Annotated in this window: 15 protein-coding genes and 2 tRNA genes; 8 read left to right on the forward strand and 9 right to left on the reverse strand. The window is 70.8% G+C overall.

Annotated elements, in window-relative coordinates; all coding sequences use genetic code 11:
* Positions 1-89: 89 nt before the first annotated feature.
* Complete coding sequence (locus CW362_RS30810) at positions 90-938, reverse strand: DUF8083 family protein (protein WP_103552896.1); 849 nt, start codon at positions 936-938, stop codon at positions 90-92.
* Positions 939-1,160: 222 nt separating this feature from the next.
* Between CW362_RS30810 and CW362_RS30815 the strand changes: the two genes are divergently transcribed.
* A complete protein-coding gene (locus CW362_RS30815) occupies positions 1,161-2,255 on the forward strand; it encodes a Leu/Phe/Val dehydrogenase (protein WP_103552897.1) in 1,095 nt (364 codons plus the stop codon).
* Between the two features lie 301 nt (positions 2,256-2,556).
* On the forward strand, positions 2,557-2,811 hold the full coding sequence (locus CW362_RS30820) for a DUF3073 domain-containing protein (RefSeq protein ID WP_103552924.1): 255 nt from the start codon (positions 2,557-2,559) through the stop codon (positions 2,809-2,811).
* 200 nt (positions 2,812-3,011) lie between these two features.
* Here CW362_RS30820 and purM read toward each other — a convergent pair whose 3' ends face one another.
* The 5 genes from purM to CW362_RS30845 all read right to left on the reverse strand — a co-directional run bounded on the left by purM (position 3,012) and on the right by CW362_RS30845 (position 8,137).
* The gene (gene purM, locus CW362_RS30825; RefSeq protein ID WP_103552898.1) at positions 3,012-4,085 is read right to left on the reverse strand and encodes a phosphoribosylformylglycinamidine cyclo-ligase; all 1,074 of its coding nucleotides are present in this window, start codon (positions 4,083-4,085) and stop codon (positions 3,012-3,014) included.
* A gap of 42 nt (positions 4,086-4,127) precedes the next feature.
* Complete coding sequence (gene purF, locus CW362_RS30830; protein WP_103552899.1) at positions 4,128-5,654, reverse strand: amidophosphoribosyltransferase; 1,527 nt, start codon at positions 5,652-5,654, stop codon at positions 4,128-4,130.
* Between the two features lie 61 nt (positions 5,655-5,715).
* Complete coding sequence (locus CW362_RS30835; protein ID WP_103552900.1) at positions 5,716-6,507, reverse strand: META domain-containing protein; 792 nt, start codon at positions 6,505-6,507, stop codon at positions 5,716-5,718.
* A gap of 63 nt (positions 6,508-6,570) precedes the next feature.
* Positions 6,571-7,365, reverse strand: a complete 795-nt coding sequence (locus tag CW362_RS30840; RefSeq protein ID WP_103552901.1) for a maleylpyruvate isomerase family mycothiol-dependent enzyme — start codon at positions 7,363-7,365, stop codon at positions 6,571-6,573.
* Positions 7,366-7,498: 133 nt separating this feature from the next.
* Positions 7,499-8,137, reverse strand: coding sequence for a TetR/AcrR family transcriptional regulator (locus CW362_RS30845; RefSeq protein WP_103552902.1), 639 nt, complete (start codon positions 8,135-8,137; stop codon positions 7,499-7,501).
* A gap of 79 nt (positions 8,138-8,216) precedes the next feature.
* On the opposite strand from CW362_RS30845, the gene CW362_RS30850 reads away from it, so the two are divergent.
* Positions 8,217-9,710 carry an MFS transporter gene (locus tag CW362_RS30850; protein WP_167455646.1) on the forward strand — a complete coding sequence of 498 codons (1,494 nt, stop codon included), beginning with the start codon at positions 8,217-8,219 and terminating at the stop codon, positions 9,708-9,710.
* Positions 9,711-9,810: 100 nt separating this feature from the next.
* Here the strand turns inward: CW362_RS30850 and purL are convergent, their stop codons facing one another.
* The 3 genes from purL to purS are packed head-to-tail and all read right to left on the reverse strand — an operon-like array spanning position 9,811 to position 13,006.
* A complete protein-coding gene (gene purL, locus CW362_RS30855; RefSeq protein ID WP_103552904.1) occupies positions 9,811-12,069 on the reverse strand; it encodes a phosphoribosylformylglycinamidine synthase subunit PurL in 2,259 nt (752 codons plus the stop codon).
* A complete protein-coding gene (gene purQ, locus CW362_RS30860) occupies positions 12,066-12,746 on the reverse strand; it encodes a phosphoribosylformylglycinamidine synthase subunit PurQ (protein WP_103552905.1) in 681 nt (226 codons plus the stop codon). Before purQ ends, purL begins: the two co-directional genes overlap by 4 nt.
* Positions 12,743-13,006 carry a phosphoribosylformylglycinamidine synthase subunit PurS gene (gene purS / locus CW362_RS30865; protein ID WP_005482678.1) on the reverse strand — a complete coding sequence of 88 codons (264 nt, stop codon included), beginning with the start codon at positions 13,004-13,006 and terminating at the stop codon, positions 12,743-12,745. The genes purQ and purS overlap by 4 nt, the downstream gene beginning before the upstream one ends.
* Positions 13,007-13,367: 361 nt before the next feature.
* On the opposite strand from purS, the gene CW362_RS30870 reads away from it, so the two are divergent.
* The 5 genes from CW362_RS30870 to CW362_RS30890 all read left to right on the forward strand — a co-directional run bounded on the left by CW362_RS30870 (position 13,368) and on the right by CW362_RS30890 (position 16,021).
* On the forward strand, positions 13,368-13,685 hold the full coding sequence (locus CW362_RS30870) for a histone-like nucleoid-structuring protein Lsr2 (RefSeq protein WP_103552906.1): 318 nt from the start codon (positions 13,368-13,370) through the stop codon (positions 13,683-13,685).
* 137 nt (positions 13,686-13,822) lie between these two features.
* Positions 13,823-13,894 (forward strand) — tRNA-Gly (locus CW362_RS30875).
* A 78-nt stretch (positions 13,895-13,972) separates the two neighbouring features.
* Positions 13,973-14,045: transfer RNA gene (locus tag CW362_RS30880), tRNA-Gly, on the forward strand.
* Between the two features lie 159 nt (positions 14,046-14,204).
* Positions 14,205-15,221 carry an ABC transporter ATP-binding protein gene (locus CW362_RS30885; RefSeq protein ID WP_103552907.1) on the forward strand — a complete coding sequence of 339 codons (1,017 nt, stop codon included), beginning with the start codon at positions 14,205-14,207 and terminating at the stop codon, positions 15,219-15,221.
* Entirely contained in the window at positions 15,218-16,021 is an 804-nt protein-coding gene (locus CW362_RS30890; protein WP_103552908.1) for an ABC transporter permease, read from the forward strand. The genes CW362_RS30885 and CW362_RS30890 overlap by 4 nt, the downstream gene beginning before the upstream one ends.
* The last annotated feature ends 8 nt before the right edge of the window (positions 16,022-16,029 follow it).

The following is a 16,029-nucleotide window of genomic DNA, read 5'->3' on the forward strand; positions in this document are numbered from 1 at the left end:
CGGGCGGCCCGGACCGCTCTCCCGCCTCGTACGGCTCCCGCGCGCGGACCGTTCAGGCACCGCCCGTCCGGGACCGCCCGCGCCGCGCCTCAGTTCGACGAACGCCGGTCCCTGACGGACCGCCAGCGCTCCACCAGCCGGCCGTACGCCTCGCCCGCCGCCGCCCCGTCCCCGGTGCGCAGCGCCTCGATACCCTCGGCGACGTCCGCGGCCGAGTGGTCACCCTCCAGGTCACCGGCCGGCAGCGTGTGCACGAGCCCGCCGTAGTCCAGCTCGACCAGCGAGCGCGGATGGAACTCCTCCAGCCAGCGCCCCACGTCCACCAGGCCCTCGATGAGCGGCCCTTCGTCCAGTGCCTCCCTGAGCGTGCGCAGGGCCCGCGCCGTGCGCCGCCGCGCCTGCACCATCGGCGTCCGGTAGCGCAGCAGCGGCGGCGCTCCGCCCGGGCCCGTCCCCTTCTCGTACTCCCGCTCCTCGTCGCCGACGAGGACGAACCAGTTCAGCGGAACCTGCCAGGTCGAGGTGCGGATCCAGGGGCGGGCGTCGGGGTTGCGCGCCAGCCAGCGCTCGTAGTCGAGCGCGGCCTGACGGCGCACCAGCGGCGGCAGCACCGCGTCCAGGACGGACGCGGGGAGCTCGTCGCCCAGTCCGTCCAGGGCCTGCCAGCCGCGCAGCCGGGTGCGCCAGGGACAGACGCACACCACCCCGTCGACCTCGGCGACGAACGCGTCACCGCTCTCGTGCACCGGCACGGGGACCGGCGGGGTGGGCAGCAGATCGGCCAGCGAGCGGCGCAGTTCGTCCTGGTACGAGGGGAGCTCGGCGCGCCGGGCGTAGCGCGTCCAGTGGGCGCGTTCGGACTCGGGGAACGCGGCCAGTGGCTCGTACACCCGCAAGTACGACGTGTACGGGACGATCACCGCGGACACCTTGGGCACGCCTGCTCCCTCCCCCGTCGACCACCGGGAAAACCAGCGAGAACCGCTCAGGACACGAACAGAAATCTATGCAAATCGAACCACGGCAGTACCCCGCCCGTGGGTGATCCTGAACACTGCGCCCGGGGCGGGTCGGCACAGGCTCTAATCTCATTCCCACGGAGTCCGCCATCCGCACGGACCCCGGACCCAACCGCCGCTTTTTACCTGGGAGTCACCACAGTGACCGAAGTAACCGGCGCGCCTGCTGATGTACTGCACACCCTGTTCCACTCGGATCAGGGCGGTCATGAGCAAGTCGTGCTCTGCCAGGACCGCGCCAGCGGCCTGAAGGCCGTCATCGCGCTCCACTCCACCGCCCTGGGCCCCGCCCTCGGCGGCACGCGCTTCTACCCGTACGCGAGCGAGCAGGAGGCCGTCGCCGACGCCCTCAACCTCGCGCGCGGGATGTCGTACAAGAACGCCCTGGCCGGGCTCGACCACGGCGGCGGCAAGGCCGTCATCATCGGCGACCCCGAGCAGATCAAGTCCGAGGAGCTGCTCCTCGCCTACGGCCGGTTCGTCGCCTCGCTCGGCGGCCGGTACGTCACCGCGTGCGACGTCGGCACCTACGTCGCCGACATGGACGTCGTGGCGCGCGAGTGCCGGTGGACGACCGGACGCTCCCCGGAGAACGGCGGCGCGGGCGACTCCTCGGTGCTGACCGCCTTCGGTGTCTTCCAGGGCATGCGGGCCTCCGCGCAGCACCTGTGGGGCGACCCGACGCTGCGCGGCCGCAAGGTCGGCGTCTCCGGTGTCGGCAAGGTGGGCCACCACCTGGTCGACCACCTGCGCGAGGACGGCGCCGAGGTCGTGATCACGGACGTGCGGGCCGAGTCCGTGCAGCGGATCCTGGACCGGCACCCCGAGGGCGTCACGGCCGTCGCGGACACCGAGACCCTCATCCGCACCGAGGGCCTCGACATCTACGCGCCCTGCGCGCTGGGCGGCGCGCTCAACGACGAGACGGTGCCGGTGCTCACGGCCCGGATCGTGTGCGGCGCGGCCAACAACCAGCTGGCGCACCCGGGCGTGGAGAAGGACCTCGCGGACCGCGGGATCCTCTACGCCCCCGACTACGTCGTGAACGCGGGCGGGGTCATCCAGGTCGCCGACGAGCTGCACGGCTTCGACTTCGACCGGTGCAAGGCGAAGGCCACGAAGATCTTCGACACCACGCTGGCCATATTCGCACGTGCGAAGCAGGACGGGATCCCGCCGGCCGCGGCGGCCGACCGGATCGCCGAGCAGCGGATGGCGGAGGCGCGGGGCCGCTGACCCCTCCCGGGGTCGTAGGTCCTTGTCAGGGACCCGTCGGCGGACGGTTGGGAGAGAACTCTCACGTCCGTCGGCGGGTCGTGGCCCGAGAAGAGGTTAAAATCGCGGTTGACCAGCGAGGACAGGGCACCTCACTGGGGCTGGGCGAAGGCGCGTGCTGCGGGCGACGTACCGTATGGGCGCGGGCTCAGGTACCGTGGAAGCCCTACGGACCGGTCTCTCCACGGAGAGTCCGTTCCAGATCATGAACGCGTGTCAAGACTCTGGGGCCGTCGAGCCCCGTATCCGAGGGGGTCGAGCCATGGGGCGCGGCCGGGCAAAGGCCAAGCAGACGAAGGTCGCCCGCCAGCTGAAGTACAGCAGCGGCGGGACTGACCTCTCGCGTCTGGCCAATGAGCTGGGCGCTTCGACTTCGAGCCAGCCGCCGAATGGCGAGCCGTTCGAGGACGACGACGAGGAAGAGGACCCGTACGCACAGTACGCGGATCTCTACAACGACGAGGACGAGGACGAGGACGACCAGTCCGGTCCCCAGTCTCAACGTCGCGGCGCTTGACGCAACAGCGTCCCTCGCAGTTTCCGCGATCTCTTCTCGTAGCGGATCTCCAGGCGCGGGTTTCTGGTCGATCCCGCCTGGCGGATTTTTCGTAGCGACTGCACTTCACCCGGTCCGGGGCTTCACCACCGGACCGGGTTTCGTGCTGCTCCGGGGGCTTCGGCCGGCGTGACCGCCGACCTCGGCCCCCGTTCCGCGTCTCAGCTCGCGTAGTCGCCGACGAGCGCCGCGCCCGTCGTGTGGTCCCCGCGCTCGGTGATCTCACCGGCGATCCAGGCGTCCACTCCCCGGTCCGCGAGGACGGCGAGGGCGACCTCGGCGGACTCCTCGGGCACGATCGCCATCATGCCGACGCCCATGTTCAGCGTCTTCTCCAGCTCCAGCCGCTCGACGCCGCCGGTCCTGCCGACCAGGTCGAAGACCGGCGCCGGGGTCCAGGTGCCGCGGTCGACCACGGCGTGCAGACCGTCCGGGATCACGCGGGCCAGGTTGGCCGCGAGGCCGCCGCCGGTGATGTGGCTGAAGGCGTGCACCTCGGTGCTCTTCGTCAGCGTCAGGCAGTCCAGCGAGTAGATCTTGGTGGGCTCCAGGAGCTCCTCGCCGAGCGTGCGGCCGAAGTCCTCGACGTGCTGGTCCAGGCGCAGGTTCGCCCGGTCGAAGAGGACGTGCCGGACGAGCGAGTACCCGTTCGAGTGAAGGCCCGAGGCCGCCATGGCGATCACCGCGTCACCCGTACGGATGCGATCCGGGCCGAGCAGCCGGTCGGCCTCGACCGCGCCCGTGCCGGCGCCCGCCACGTCGAAGTCGTCCGGGCCGAGCAGACCGGGGTGTTCCGCCGTCTCGCCGCCCACCAGGGCGCAGCCCGCGAGGACACAGCCCTCGGCGATGCCCTTCACGATGGCCGCGACCCGCTCCGGGTGGACCTTGCCCACGCAGATGTAGTCGGTCATGAAGAGCGGCTCCGCGCCGCACACCACGATGTCGTCCATGACCATCGCGACGAGGTCGTGGCCGATGGTGTCGTACACGCCCAGCTGGCGGGCGATGTCGACCTTGGTGCCCACGCCGTCGGTGGCGGAGGCGAGCAGCGGCCGCTCGAAGCGCTTGAGGGCGGAGGCGTCGAAGAGACCGGCGAAACCGCCGAGGCCACCGAGGACCTCGGGGCGCTGCGTCTTCTTCACCCACTCCTTCATCAGCTCTACGGCGCGGTCGCCCGCCTCGATGTCGACTCCGGCGGCCGCGTAGGACGCGCCGGGAGCAGTGCTCTCAGACATTGCCTGGGATCTTTCGGGTTGGTGAAACGGGGCTCTGCGGCGCTACGGGCGACGGATGGCGTCAGCCGCGGCCGTGGCTGCGGGACCCGCGGCCAGCTCGGTCTCCAGGAGCTGCTTGCCGAGCAGTTCGGGGTCGGGAAGCTCCATCGGGTACTCGCCGTCGAAGCAGGCGCGGCACAGGTTCGGCTTGTCGATCGTCGTGGCCTCGATCATCCCGTCCAGGGAGATGTACGAGAGGGAGTCGGCGCCGAGAGAGGTGCCGATCTCCTCGATCGTCATGCCGTTCGCGATCAGCTCGGCGCGGGTCGCGAAGTCGATGCCGAAGAAGCAGGGCCACTTCACGGGCGGGGAGGAGATCCGGATGTGGACCTCGGCCGCGCCCGCCTCGCGGAGCATCCGGACCAGGGCGCGCTGGGTGTTGCCGCGCACGATCGAGTCGTCGACGACGACCAGGCGCTTGCCCTTGATGACTTCCTTGAGCGGGTTCAGCTTCAGGCGGATACCGAGCTGGCGGATCGTCTGCGAGGGCTGGATGAAGGTCCGGCCGACGTAGGCGTTCTTGACCAGGCCGGCGCCGAAGGGGATGCCGGAGGCCTCCGCGTAACCGATCGCGGCGGGCGTACCGGACTCCGGGGTCGCTATCACCAGGTCGGCTTCGACCGGGGCTTCCTTGGCGAGCCTGCGGCCCATCTCGACGCGCGAGAGGTACACGTTCCGGCCGGCGATGTCCGTGTCGGGACGGGCCAGGTAGACGTACTCGAAGACACAGCCCTTGGGCTTCGCTTCCGCGAACCGCGAGGTGCGCAGACCGTTCTCGTCGATGGCGACGAACTCGCCCGGCTCGATCTCGCGCACGAAGCTCGCGCCGCAGATGTCGAGGGCCGCGGACTCGGAGGCCACCACCCAGCCACGCTCCAGACGGCCGAGGACCAGCGGGCGGATGCCCTGCGGGTCACGGGCCGCGTAGAGGGTGTGCTCGTTCATGAAGACGAGCGAGAAGGCGCCCTTGACCTGGGGGAGGACCGTGTACGCGGCCTCCTCCACGGTCAGCGGTTTGCCGTCCTCGTCGACCTGGGCCGCGAGGAGCGCGGTGAGCAGGTCGGTGTCGTTGGTGGCCGCCACGCGCGTGGTGCGGCCTTCCTGCTTGGGCAGGTCGGCGACCATCTCGGCGAGCTGCGCCGTGTTGACGAGGTTGCCGTTGTGGCCGAGCGCGATGGAGCCGTGCGCGGTGGCACGGAACGTCGGCTGGGCGTTCTCCCACACGGAGGCACCGGTGGTCGAGTAGCGGGCGTGACCGACCGCGATATGACCCTGGAGCGAACCGAGCGAGGTCTCGTCGAAGACCTGGGACACGAGGCCCATGTCCTTGAAGACGAGGATCTGGGAGCCGTTGCTGACCGCGATTCCCGCGGATTCCTGACCCCGATGCTGGAGGGCGTAGAGCCCGAAGTAAGTGAGCTTGGCGACCTCTTCGCCGGGAGCCCAGACACCGAAGACGCCGCAAGCGTCCTGGGGGCCTTTCTCACCGGGGAGCAGATCATGACTGAGTCGACCGTCACCACGTGGCACGGCACCGAGTGTAGGCGAGATCGACCACTGGTCCGAATTGGGGATGCGGACGCCAAGTGGATCACTCGTCGGCCACCGCACCGACGACAGTCCCGTTCTCGCTGGTCAGAGCGATCCCGCGGTGGTCCAGCCGGTAGGCGACCTTGCTGTCGAAGAGCCCCAGCAGCGTCTTCTCGGTCTTCATGAGTGAGTCTTGGCACATCATGCGGGTGGTCCTGACCCGGCCGAGGGTGATGTGTCCGTCGCTCACGGTGGCCCGGCCGGACGCGTGGTTGCAGCCGAGCCGGCCCTCGAAGGTGCCGTCCTCGCGCAGGACGAAGTACGCGTCCGCCCCCTTCGGGAGCGGCCGGGAGACGTTCTCGTCCCCCAGCGCCGTGACCGTCCACTTCGTCCCCAGCAGGGGCGCGTCGTCCTCCCGGGTGAGGCCGATCCGGTCGCCGTCGGCGGCGGTGAGCGTCAGCCCCCCGCCGTCGGTCCTCGCCGTGAAGGCGCCCTCGTCCGCGAGGACGCGGCCCAGACTCCGCTCGAAGCTCATCGGGCCCTTCTCGCAGGCCATGTCCGTCGTCCGGATCTCGCCGAACTCGACGCGGTCGCCCGTGAGGACGGCCTTCGAGCCGAACCCGTTGCAGCCGAGGTCGCCGCTGACGCGTCCGTCGGCGCCGATCCGCAGATAGGCCCCCGAGGGCGCCCGTGCGGTCTTCCCGTCCGTGGTGAGGCTGTCGACCGTCCAGTGCACGCCGGTCAGCGGCGCCGTCTCCGCCCGGGCGGGGCCGTTCCCCGCCGTCTGGGTGCCGCACGCGGCGGCGAGGGGCAGCAGGGTCAGGACACCGAGGGTCGTTCGCTGCTTGTCCATGCCGATGGGACGGGAGGGACGGAGGACGGGTTCCCCTCCGGGACGGGTTCCCCTGCGGGGCTCCTACCCCATCAGGGGGAGCAGGCCGCCGAGGTCGGCGCGCTCGCCGCTCGCGCTGACCTTCGCCTCGTCCAGCGCCGTCCTCCACTCCGTACGTCCCGTCGCGAGCCGGATCCAGGTCAGCGGGTCCGTCTCGACGACGTTCGGCGGGGTGCCGCGGGTGTGCCGGGGCCCTTCCACGCACTGCACGACGGCGTACGGCGGGATCCGGACCTCGGTCGACGCGCCGGGCGCCTTCACGGCGAGCGTGTCGGCGAGCAGCCGGGTGCAGGCGGCGAGGGCCTGGCGGTCGACGGGGATGTCCGTACCGGCGGCGCGGTTGAGGTCGTCGGTGTGGACGACGAGTTCGACGGTGCGGGTGACGAGGAAGTCGGCGAGGGTCATGGCCCCCGCGGGCACGCCGAGCAACCGGTCGTCGGGGGCGGTGGCCAGGTGCCCGGTGATCCGCGCCTCGGCCTCGGCGTAGAGCGCGTCGAGGTCGGGGTGCTCCTCGGCGAGCGCGCGCGTGCCGTCGGCGATGTTCCCGGCGCGGGAGGCGGTCCCGGACGGCCAGTCCAGCAGCGCGAGTTCCTTCGCGGCGGGCGCGGGCAGGTCGAGGTGACGGCTCACGGAGCCGACGGCCATCGTGATGTGCGCGGCCAGTTCCCGCACGCTCCAGTCCCCGAGCCGCGCGGGCCGCGCCAGTTGCTCCTCGCTCAGGGCGCGCACGCCCTCCCGTACGTTCCCGAACTGCGCGAGCACCGCCGCGCGGATCTTGGCCGGGTCGTAGGTACGCGCGCGTTTCCGGGTCGAGGTCATACGGCGAGCCTAGTCCCGGGGCCGGGACGGAAAGGGCTCGTCGAAGACCGGTCCCGTCCGAGGAGGGCGGGCCCCCGGAGAACCGTGCCGCCCCCGGTGTCCGCCGGGCGTCTCCGGTGTCCGCCAGGAACCGTCACGGCCTGCGCGCGTAGCCCGCGAGCCCGTTCTCCACCAGCGCGAAGGCCCGTTCGGCGAGCCGGGGCGCGTCGGCCGCGACGGCGTCCGGGCTCTCCCCGGCGGCGGCCCGGCGGTGGTGCTCCTCGATGAGGGTGTTGCGGGCCGCGCTCAGCATGGCGGCGGCGATCGTGGCCAGCGTCGGGTCGCCGGTCTCCTCCGCGAGGGCTGCGGCCAGGTCCCGGGTGCCCTTCTGCGCGGCCAGGAAGGCGCGCTCCATCAGGACCGGGGTCTCCCGGACGACCCGGTGCACCTGCCGGGCGAACGGCTCGCTGTGCAGGCCGACCGAGGGGTCGCGGTTCTCGACCAGTTCCAGGAACTGCCGGCGTACGGCGTCCACCGCGGACTCGCCGGACCGCCGCTCGCGCACGGCACGGGCCAGGTCGCCGAAGTGCTCCTCGATGGGGCTGAAGACCAGGTCCTCCTTGGTGCCGAAGTAGTTGAAGACGGTCATCTTCGAGACCTCGGCGGAGTCGGCGATCTCCTGGACGGAGACGTTGTCGAAGCCCCGCTCGGCGAAGAGCGCGACGGCCGTCCGGTAGATCCGCATCGCGGTCTGCAACTTCTTGCGTTCGCGCAGTCCCATCGCCTCAGCCATGCCCTCACTGTACCAAGACGAAATTTAATCCCGGATGAAAGATTGACTCGGTATATCTTTCTCGTCCATGGTGGTGCCCATGACCGAGACCCAGCGAAAAATCGGCTTCCTCGTCTGCCTGGTCACGATCGTGCTGGCCCTGCTGGACCTGCAGATCGTGTCCGCGGCCACCGTCCCGATCGTCCGGGACCTCGACCCCGCCCACGGCATCGACAAGATCCCGTGGCTGGTCAGCGCCTACGCGCTCGCCTCGGCGGCGATGCTGCCGCTGTACGGCAAGCTCTGCGACGTCCTCGGCGCGCGCCGCGTCTTCCTCGGGGCGGTCGCCGCCTTCCTGCTCGGCTCCGCGCTCTGCGGCGCGGCCCGGTCCATGGACCAGCTCATCGCCGCCCGGGCACTCCAGGGCCTCGGGGGCGGCGGACTGATGAGCATCACCATGGTGGTGATCGCGCAGCTCAAGGGCCCCGGCGAGAGCGGTGGCCCCGCCAAGGGTGCCAACACCGGCGGCCTCGTCGCCGGCGGCGCCATGGCGATCGGCCCCTGGATCGGCGGACTCCTGGCCGACCACGCCGACTGGCGCTGGATCTTCTACGTCAACCTGCCGATCGGCCTCGCCGTCCTCGTCACCGCCGCCCTCGCGCTGAGGCTCCCGGAACACCCGGTGCGCCGCCCGCTGGACTACCTGGGCGCGGGCCTCGCGGCGGCCTTCTCCAGCACGCTGCTCCTCGTGACCGACTGGGGCGGCAAGCGGTACGCGTGGACGTCCCCGGCCCTCCTCGGCCTCGCCCTGACGGCCGCCGTGACCCTCGCCCTCTTCCTGTGGCGGCAGGTCCGGGCGCCCGAACCGGTGCTCCCGCTCTCCCTGTTCCGGGTCCGCGAGCTGCGCCTCGGCTTCGCCGTCCAGGCGATCCTCGGCGGCGCGATGATGTGCGCCATCTACTACGTGCTGGTCTATCTACAGGTCGCCCGCGGGATCGCCAGTTCCTCGGCGGGCCTCTACCTGGTCCCGATGGCCCTCGGCCTGGCGGCGTCCGGGATGCTCACCGGTCCGCTCACCGCGCGCGGCTGGTCGGCGCGGACCTTCACCGTCTGCGGCACGGCCACCACCGCCCTCGCCTTCGTCCTCCTCGCCACCACGACCGGCCCGGGCACCTCGCTGTGGCTGGTCCGCGGCGAACTCCTGCTGGCCGGCGCCGGGTTCGGCCAGCTCGTCGGCCAGCTGCTCCTGCTCGTCCAGAGCTCCGCGCCGCCCCACCAGCTCGGCGTGGCCACCACGGCCGTCCGCTTCTTCCAGACGCTCGGCAACGCGCTGGGCACCGCCGTCTTCGGCAGCGTCCTGGCCCGCCTCTACGCCGACCAGGGGCCCGGCGGCGACATCAGCGCCCTCGCCCGGCTGACCGGCCCGGCCCGCGCGGAGGGCGTCCACGCCTTCGTCGACGCGACCCAGGCCGTGTTCTGGGGAGGCGCGGCGCTGATGGCCCTCGCCGCGCTGCTCGCGCTGCGGCTGCCCCGGTCCGGCGGCGCGGCGGACTCCGCGGCCCCGCCCCGGGAGAGCGAGCCGGTCCCCGTGTGACGGCACGACGAACGTCCGGTGTGACGGCACGACGAACACGGCGAAGGCCCCGCCCGTCGGAACGGGCGGGGCCTTCGCGCAGCCGGGCGGGGCGGGCGGGTTACGCCAGCAGCGCCGGGATCGTCCCCTCGTGGGCCGTGCGCAGCTCGTCCAGCGAGAGCGCGAACTCGCCCTGGACGTCCACCGCGTCACCGTCGACGACACCGATGCGGGTGACGGGCAGACCCCGGGCACCGCACATGTCGTTGAAGCGGAGCTCCTCCGAACGCGGGACGGCGACGACCGCGCGGCCCGCCGACTCCGAGAACAGGAAGGTGAACGCGTCGAGACCGTCGGGCACGACCAGGCGCGCGCCCTTGCCGCCGAGCAGCGCCGACTCGACCACGGCCTGGACCAGACCGCCGTCGGACAGGTCGTGCGCGGAGTCGATCATGCCGTCGCGGGACGCCGAGATCAGGATCTCGGCGAGCAGCCGCTCGCGCTCCAGGTCGACCTTCGGCGGCAGACCGCCCAGGTGGTCGTGGACGACCTGGGACCAGGCCGAACCGCCGAACTCCTCGCGGGTGTCACCGAGCAGGTAGAGGAGCTGGCCCTCCTCCTGGAAGGCGACCGGGGTGCGGCGGGCCACGTCGTCGATGACGCCGAGGACGGCCACGACCGGGGTCGGGTGGATGGCCACCTCGCCGGTCTGGTTGTACAGCGAGACGTTGCCGCCGGTCACCGGGGTGCCGAGCTGCTGGCAGGCGTCGGCCAGACCGCGGATCGCCTCGGCGAACTGCCACATGACGGCCGGGTCCTCGGGCGAGCCGAAGTTCAGGCAGTCGGACACGGCGAGCGGCTTGGCACCGGTCGTCGCGACGTTGCGGTACGCCTCGGCGAGGGCGAGCTGCGCGCCCGTGTACGGGTCGAGCTTGGCGTAGCGGCCGTTGCCGTCGGTGGCGATGGCGACGCCGAGCCCGCTCTCCTCGTCGATGCGGATCATGCCCGAGTCCTCGGGCTGCGCCAGCACCGTGTTGCCCTGCACGAAGTGGTCGTACTGGGAGGTGATCCAGGACTTGGAGGCCTGGTTCGGGGAGGAGACCAGCTTCAGGACCTGGTCCTTCAGCTCCGCGCCGTTCTCCGGGCGGGGCAGCTTGCCGGCGTCGTCGGCCTGGAGGGCGTCCTGCCACTCGGGGCGGGCGTAGGGGCGCTCGTAGACCGGGCCGTCGTGGGCGACCGTGCGCGGGTCGACGTCGACGATCTTGCCGCCGTGCCAGAAGATCTCCAGCCGGTCGCCGTCGGTGACCTCACCGATGACGGTGGCGATGACGTCCCACTTGTCGCAGATCTCCAGGAACCGGTCGACCTTCTCCGGCTCGACGACCGCGCACATGCGTTCCTGCGACTCGCTCATGAGGATCTCCTCGGGCGAGAGCGTGGAGTCGCGCAGCGGTACGTCGTCCAGGGTGACCCGCATGCCGCCGGAGCCGTTGGAGGCGAGCTCGGAGGTGGCGCAGGACAGACCGGCCGCGCCGAGGTCCTGGATGCCGACGACCAGCTTCTCGGCGAAGGCCTCCAGGGTGCACTCGATGAGGAGCTTCTCCTGGAAGGGGTCACCGACCTGGACGGCCGGACGCTTCGACGGCTTGGCGTCGTCGAAGGTCTCGGAGGCGAGGATGGAAGCGCCGCCGATGCCGTCGCCGCCCGTGCGGGCCCCGTACAGGATGACCTTGTTGCCCGTGCCCGAGGCCTTCGCGAGGTGGATGTCCTCGTGCCGCATGACGCCGATGGCACCGGCGTTGACCAGCGGGTTGCCCTGGTAGCAGGCGTCGAAGACGACCTCGCCGCCGATGTTCGGCAGGCCCAGGCAGTTGCCGTAGCCGCCGATGCCCGCGACGACGCCGGGCAGGACGCGCTTGGTGTCGGGGTGGTCGGCCGCGCCGAAGCGCAGCGGGTCCACGACCGCGACCGGGCGGGCGCCCATCGCGATGATGTCGCGGACGATGCCGCCGACTCCGGTGGCCGCGCCCTGGTAGGGCTCGACGTACGACGGGTGGTTGTGCGACTCGACCTTGAAGGTGACCGCGTAGCCCTGGCCGACGTCGACGACACCGGCGTTCTCGCCGATGCCGACGAGCATGGCGTCGGACTGCGGGGCCTTCTCGCCGAACTGGCGGAGGTGGACCTTCGAGGACTTGTAGGAGCAGTGCTCGGACCACATGACCGAGTACATGGCGAGCTCGGCGCCGGTGGGCCGGCGGCCGAGGATCTCGACGACCCGCTCGTACTCGTCCTTCTTCAGGCCCAGTTCGGCCCAGGGCAGCTCGACGTCGGGGGTCGCGGCCGCGTGCTCGACCGTGTCCAGAGGCGTGCGGCTCATGCGTTGACCAGCTTCTTGAGGATCGAGGTGAAGAACGGCAGGCCGTCGGTGCGGCCGGACCCGATGAGCGGCTCGACGGCGTGCTCCGGGTGCGGCATGAGGCCCACGACGTTGCCGGCCTCGTTGGTGATGCCGGCGATGTCGCGCAGCGAACCGTTGGGGTTGAAGTCCAGGTAGCGGAACGCGACCCGGCCCTCCGCCTCCAGCTTGTCGAGCGTGTACTCGTCGGCGACGTACCGGCCGTCCATGTTCTTCAGCGGGATGTGGATCTCCTGGCCGGCCGTGTAGTCGGTGGTCCAGGCGGTGTCCGCGTTCTCCACCCGCAGCTTCTGGTCGCGGCAGATGAAGTGGAGGTGGTCGTTGCCGAGCATCCCGCCCGGGAGCAGGTGCGCCTCGGTGAGGACCTGGAAGCCGTTGCAGATGCCGAGGACCGGCATTCCGGACTTCGCCTGCTCGATGACGGTCTCCATCACCGGCGAGAAGCGCGAGATGGCACCGGCGCGCAGATAGTCGCCGTACGAGAAACCGCCGGGCAGGACGACCGCGTCGACCTGGTGGAGGTTCTTGTCCTTGTGCCAGAGGGCCACGGGTTCGGCGCCCGCGAGCCTGATCGCGCGCTGCGTGTCGCGGTCGTCGAGGCTGCCCGGAAAGGTGACGACTCCAATACGAGCGGTCACTTTCCGGCCTCCGCGACTTCCTCGACCTTGACGGTGAAGTCCTCGATCACGGTGTTGGCGAGGAAGGATTCCGCCAGTTCGTGGATGCGGGCGAGCGCGGCGTCGTCCACCGGTCCGTCCACTTCCAGTTCGAATCGCTTTCCCTGACGGACGTCGGAGACACCTTCGAAACCGAGGCGCGGCAGTGCACGCTGCACCGCCTGGCCCTGGGGGTCGAGGATCTCCGGCTTGAGCATGACGTCGACTACGACGCGTGCCACTGGCACTCCCGGTGTGTGGTGCTGAGCAGGTCCCTTCAGACTACCCGTACGAAATTTCTACTCGCGTAGATTCGTAGAATCCTACGTGACACCGATCACGATTCCGCATCGACGTGGGGGCGTGGACGGAAAATCCTGGGAAAAACCGCAGAAGAGCGGCAGGGCTCCATTGCCGTCGGACACGCGGAAGGATTTAGTCGGGCTTCACAATGCAATGCCGGGCCCTGTACAAAGGAATTGGCAATAGCCGATACTTTGCTCGATAACAGCCGGACAGTCGACATCTCCCCGACAACTCCCTGACGTCAGCGCACGTCATGGCCGTTGATCACGAAGGTGTCGCACGAAGGGACCGATATTCGTGGCGCAGCGTGTCGTGGTCACTCTCTTTGACGACATCGACGGCTCGGAAGCGGCGGAGACGATCGCCTTCGGACTCGACGGCAAGTCGTACGAGATCGACCTCAATCCAACCAATGCCGAGGAACTGCGTAAGGCTCTCGAGCCGTACGTCGAGGCCGGCCGCAAGCGGTCGAAGTCCGGGAAGACGTACACGCACACCGCGTTGACGCCCGACCCGGCCGCGGTCCGCGCCTGGGCCCGCTCCAACAAGATGGACGTGCCGCCGCGCGGCCGGATCCCCAAGAAGGTCTACGAGGCGTTCGCCGAGGCGCACTGAGCCGGCGGCCCGGACCACGGCCGCCGGAGACCTCCGGCGGCCCCGGGGCAACCGACTTGCGCTGACCCCCGTCTGATCAGCTAGAGTCTGGAACACGCCGAGGGGCAAGGCCGAAAAAGCCGGAACCCGAAGGTCGTGCGGGTGTAGTTCAGTAGCAGAACATCCCCCTTCCAGGGGGAAGGCGCAGTGTGCAATTCCTGTCACCCGCTCTGCACTTCTTACCGATCACGGTTGTCGATCAGGTAGGGTGGTGCTCGCGCCGATCGGTGAAGCCGGTCGGAGGCAATGCGGACGTAGCTCAGTTGGTAGAGCGCAACCTTGCCAAGGTTGAGGTCGCGAGTTCGAGCCTCGTCGTCCGCTCCGTCGAAGAAGGCCCCGGTCAACAGACCGGGGCCTTTCTCGTGTCCCCGTGCGTCCCGGTGTTCCCGGGAGGGGAAGACGAAGCCGTCTGACATTTGTCATGCCGAGTGATGACACCGCGCACTGCTGCCCGGATCCGTCCGCCCCGACGCTGGTCCCATGAACACGAACGAGCACGACGACGTGATCGAGGTCACCGGTCTGCGGCGTGTGTACGGGGGCGACGGAAAAGATTTCGAGGCGGTGCGCGGAGTCACCTTCTCCGTGGGCCGCGGTGAGGTCTTCGCTCTCCTCGGCACCAACGGCGCGGGCAAGACGTCCACCGTCGAACTGATCGAGGGTCTGGCGCCCCCGTCCGGCGGGCGCGTGCGGGTCCTCGGGCACGATCCGTACACGGACCGGGCCGCCGTACGGCCGCGCATCGGCGTGATGCTCCAGGAAGGCGGCTTCCCGTCCGAGCTGACCGTCGCGGAGACCGCTCGGATGTGGGCGGGGTGCACCAGCGGGGCCCGGACCGCCGGGCAGGTCCTCGACCGGGTCGGCCTCGCGCACCGCTCCGACGTCCGCGTGAAGCAGTTGTCCGGCGGCGAGAAGCGGCGCCTGGACCTGGCGCTCGCGCTCCTAGGCGACCCCGAGGTCCTCTTCCTCGACGAGCCCACGACCGGACTCGACGTGGAAGGCCGCCGCGGCACCTGGGAGTTGGTCCGCGAGCTGCGCGACGGCGGGACCACGGTCCTGCTGACCACCCACTACCTGGAGGAGGCGGAGGCGCTGGCCGACCGGCTGGCGATCCTCCACGAAGGGCGCGTCGCGGCCGTCGGCACCCCGGCCGAGGTGACCGCCTCCCAGCCGTCGCACGTCTCCTTCGAGCTGCCCGACGGCTACCTCCCCGGCGACCTGCCCCCGCTGCCGGGACTCGGCGTGAGCGGCCACGAGACGACGGGCCGGACGATCAGGCTGCGCACCGGCGAACTGCAGCGGACGGCCACCGCCCTGCTGGTGTGGGCCGAGCGGGCGCGCGTCGAACTGCGGGGGCTCGACGTACGCTCCGCCTCCCTGGAGGAGGCGTTCCTGCGGATCTCGCGGGAGGCGGCGGCGCACGACGGGGACCGAACGAGGACGACGGAACCGGCCGCGGACCCGCGGAAGGCCCGCAAGAGGGGAGCGGCGGCATGAGCGGAACAGCGGTCACCACGGAAGCAGGCCCGGCCCGGACCACGGCGGCCGGCCGGACGAGAGCGCTCGCACGCGCCGAACTGACGCTGCTGGGCCGCACCCGGGCCACCCTCGCCGCGGCGGTGTTCGTACCGCTGATCATGCCGTTCTCGCTCCGCTCCGCCGTCACCTCGATGCGCCTGGAGGGCACCGGACTCACGGTCGGTTCGGTCCTGCTCCCGTCCTCCATCGGCTTCGCGCTCCTCTTCGCCGTCTACGGCTCACTGGTGAGCGTGTACGCGGCACGCCGGGAGGAGCTCGTCCTCAAGCGGCTGCGCACCGGGGAGCTTCGGGACGTGGAGATCCTCGCGGGCGCCGCGCTGCCCTCGGTGGCGATCGGTCTCGCCCAGTGCCTGATCCTGACCGTGGCCTATCAGGTGACCCTCGGCGTCGGGATGCCCGAGCGGCCCGGACTCGTCCTGCTGGGGCTGCTGTCCGCGTTCGTCACCTGGCCCGCGCTCGCGGCCGTCACCGCGAGCTTCAGCAAGAGCGTGGAGGGCGCCCAGGTCGCGGCCGCGCCCCTGACCCTGGTGTCCCTGGTCGGCTCGGGAACCTTCGTCCCCCTGGAACTGCTGCCCGACGGCGCGGCCCCGTTCTGCGAACTGCTGCCGCTCACCCCGGTGATCACCCTGATCCGCGGCGGCTGGAGCGGACACCTCTCCGCCCACGACACCGCCGGCGCCCTCGCCACGGCGGTGGCCTGGACCGTGATCGCGGTGTTTGCTGTACGACGGTGGTTCCGCTGGGAACCCCGGCGATGACCACGGAC

It is taken from the genome of Streptomyces populi, from assembly GCF_002911015.1.
GTDB lineage: Bacteria > Actinomycetota > Actinomycetes > Streptomycetales > Streptomycetaceae > Streptomyces > Streptomyces populi.

Coding starts and splice junctions, on each gene's coding strand:
- CW362_RS30840 (WP_103552901.1), bottom strand. CDS start 7,365: ATGACCTCGACCCGGAAACGCGCGCGTACCTACGACCCGGCCAAGATC.
- CW362_RS30890 (WP_103552908.1), top strand. CDS start 15,218: ATGAGCGGAACAGCGGTCACCACGGAAGCAGGCCCGGCCCGGACCACG.
- CW362_RS30845 (WP_103552902.1), bottom strand. CDS start 8,137: ATGGCTGAGGCGATGGGACTGCGCGAACGCAAGAAGTTGCAGACCGCG.
- CW362_RS30820 (WP_103552924.1), top strand. CDS start 2,557: ATGGGGCGCGGCCGGGCAAAGGCCAAGCAGACGAAGGTCGCCCGCCAG.
- CW362_RS30885 (WP_103552907.1), top strand. CDS start 14,205: ATGAACACGAACGAGCACGACGACGTGATCGAGGTCACCGGTCTGCGG.
- CW362_RS30850 (WP_167455646.1), top strand. CDS start 8,217: ATGACCGAGACCCAGCGAAAAATCGGCTTCCTCGTCTGCCTGGTCACG.
- purM (WP_103552898.1), bottom strand. CDS start 4,085: ATGTCTGAGAGCACTGCTCCCGGCGCGTCCTACGCGGCCGCCGGAGTC.
- CW362_RS30835 (WP_103552900.1), bottom strand. CDS start 6,507: ATGGACAAGCAGCGAACGACCCTCGGTGTCCTGACCCTGCTGCCCCTC.
- purL (WP_103552904.1), bottom strand. CDS start 12,069: ATGAGCCGCACGCCTCTGGACACGGTCGAGCACGCGGCCGCGACCCCC.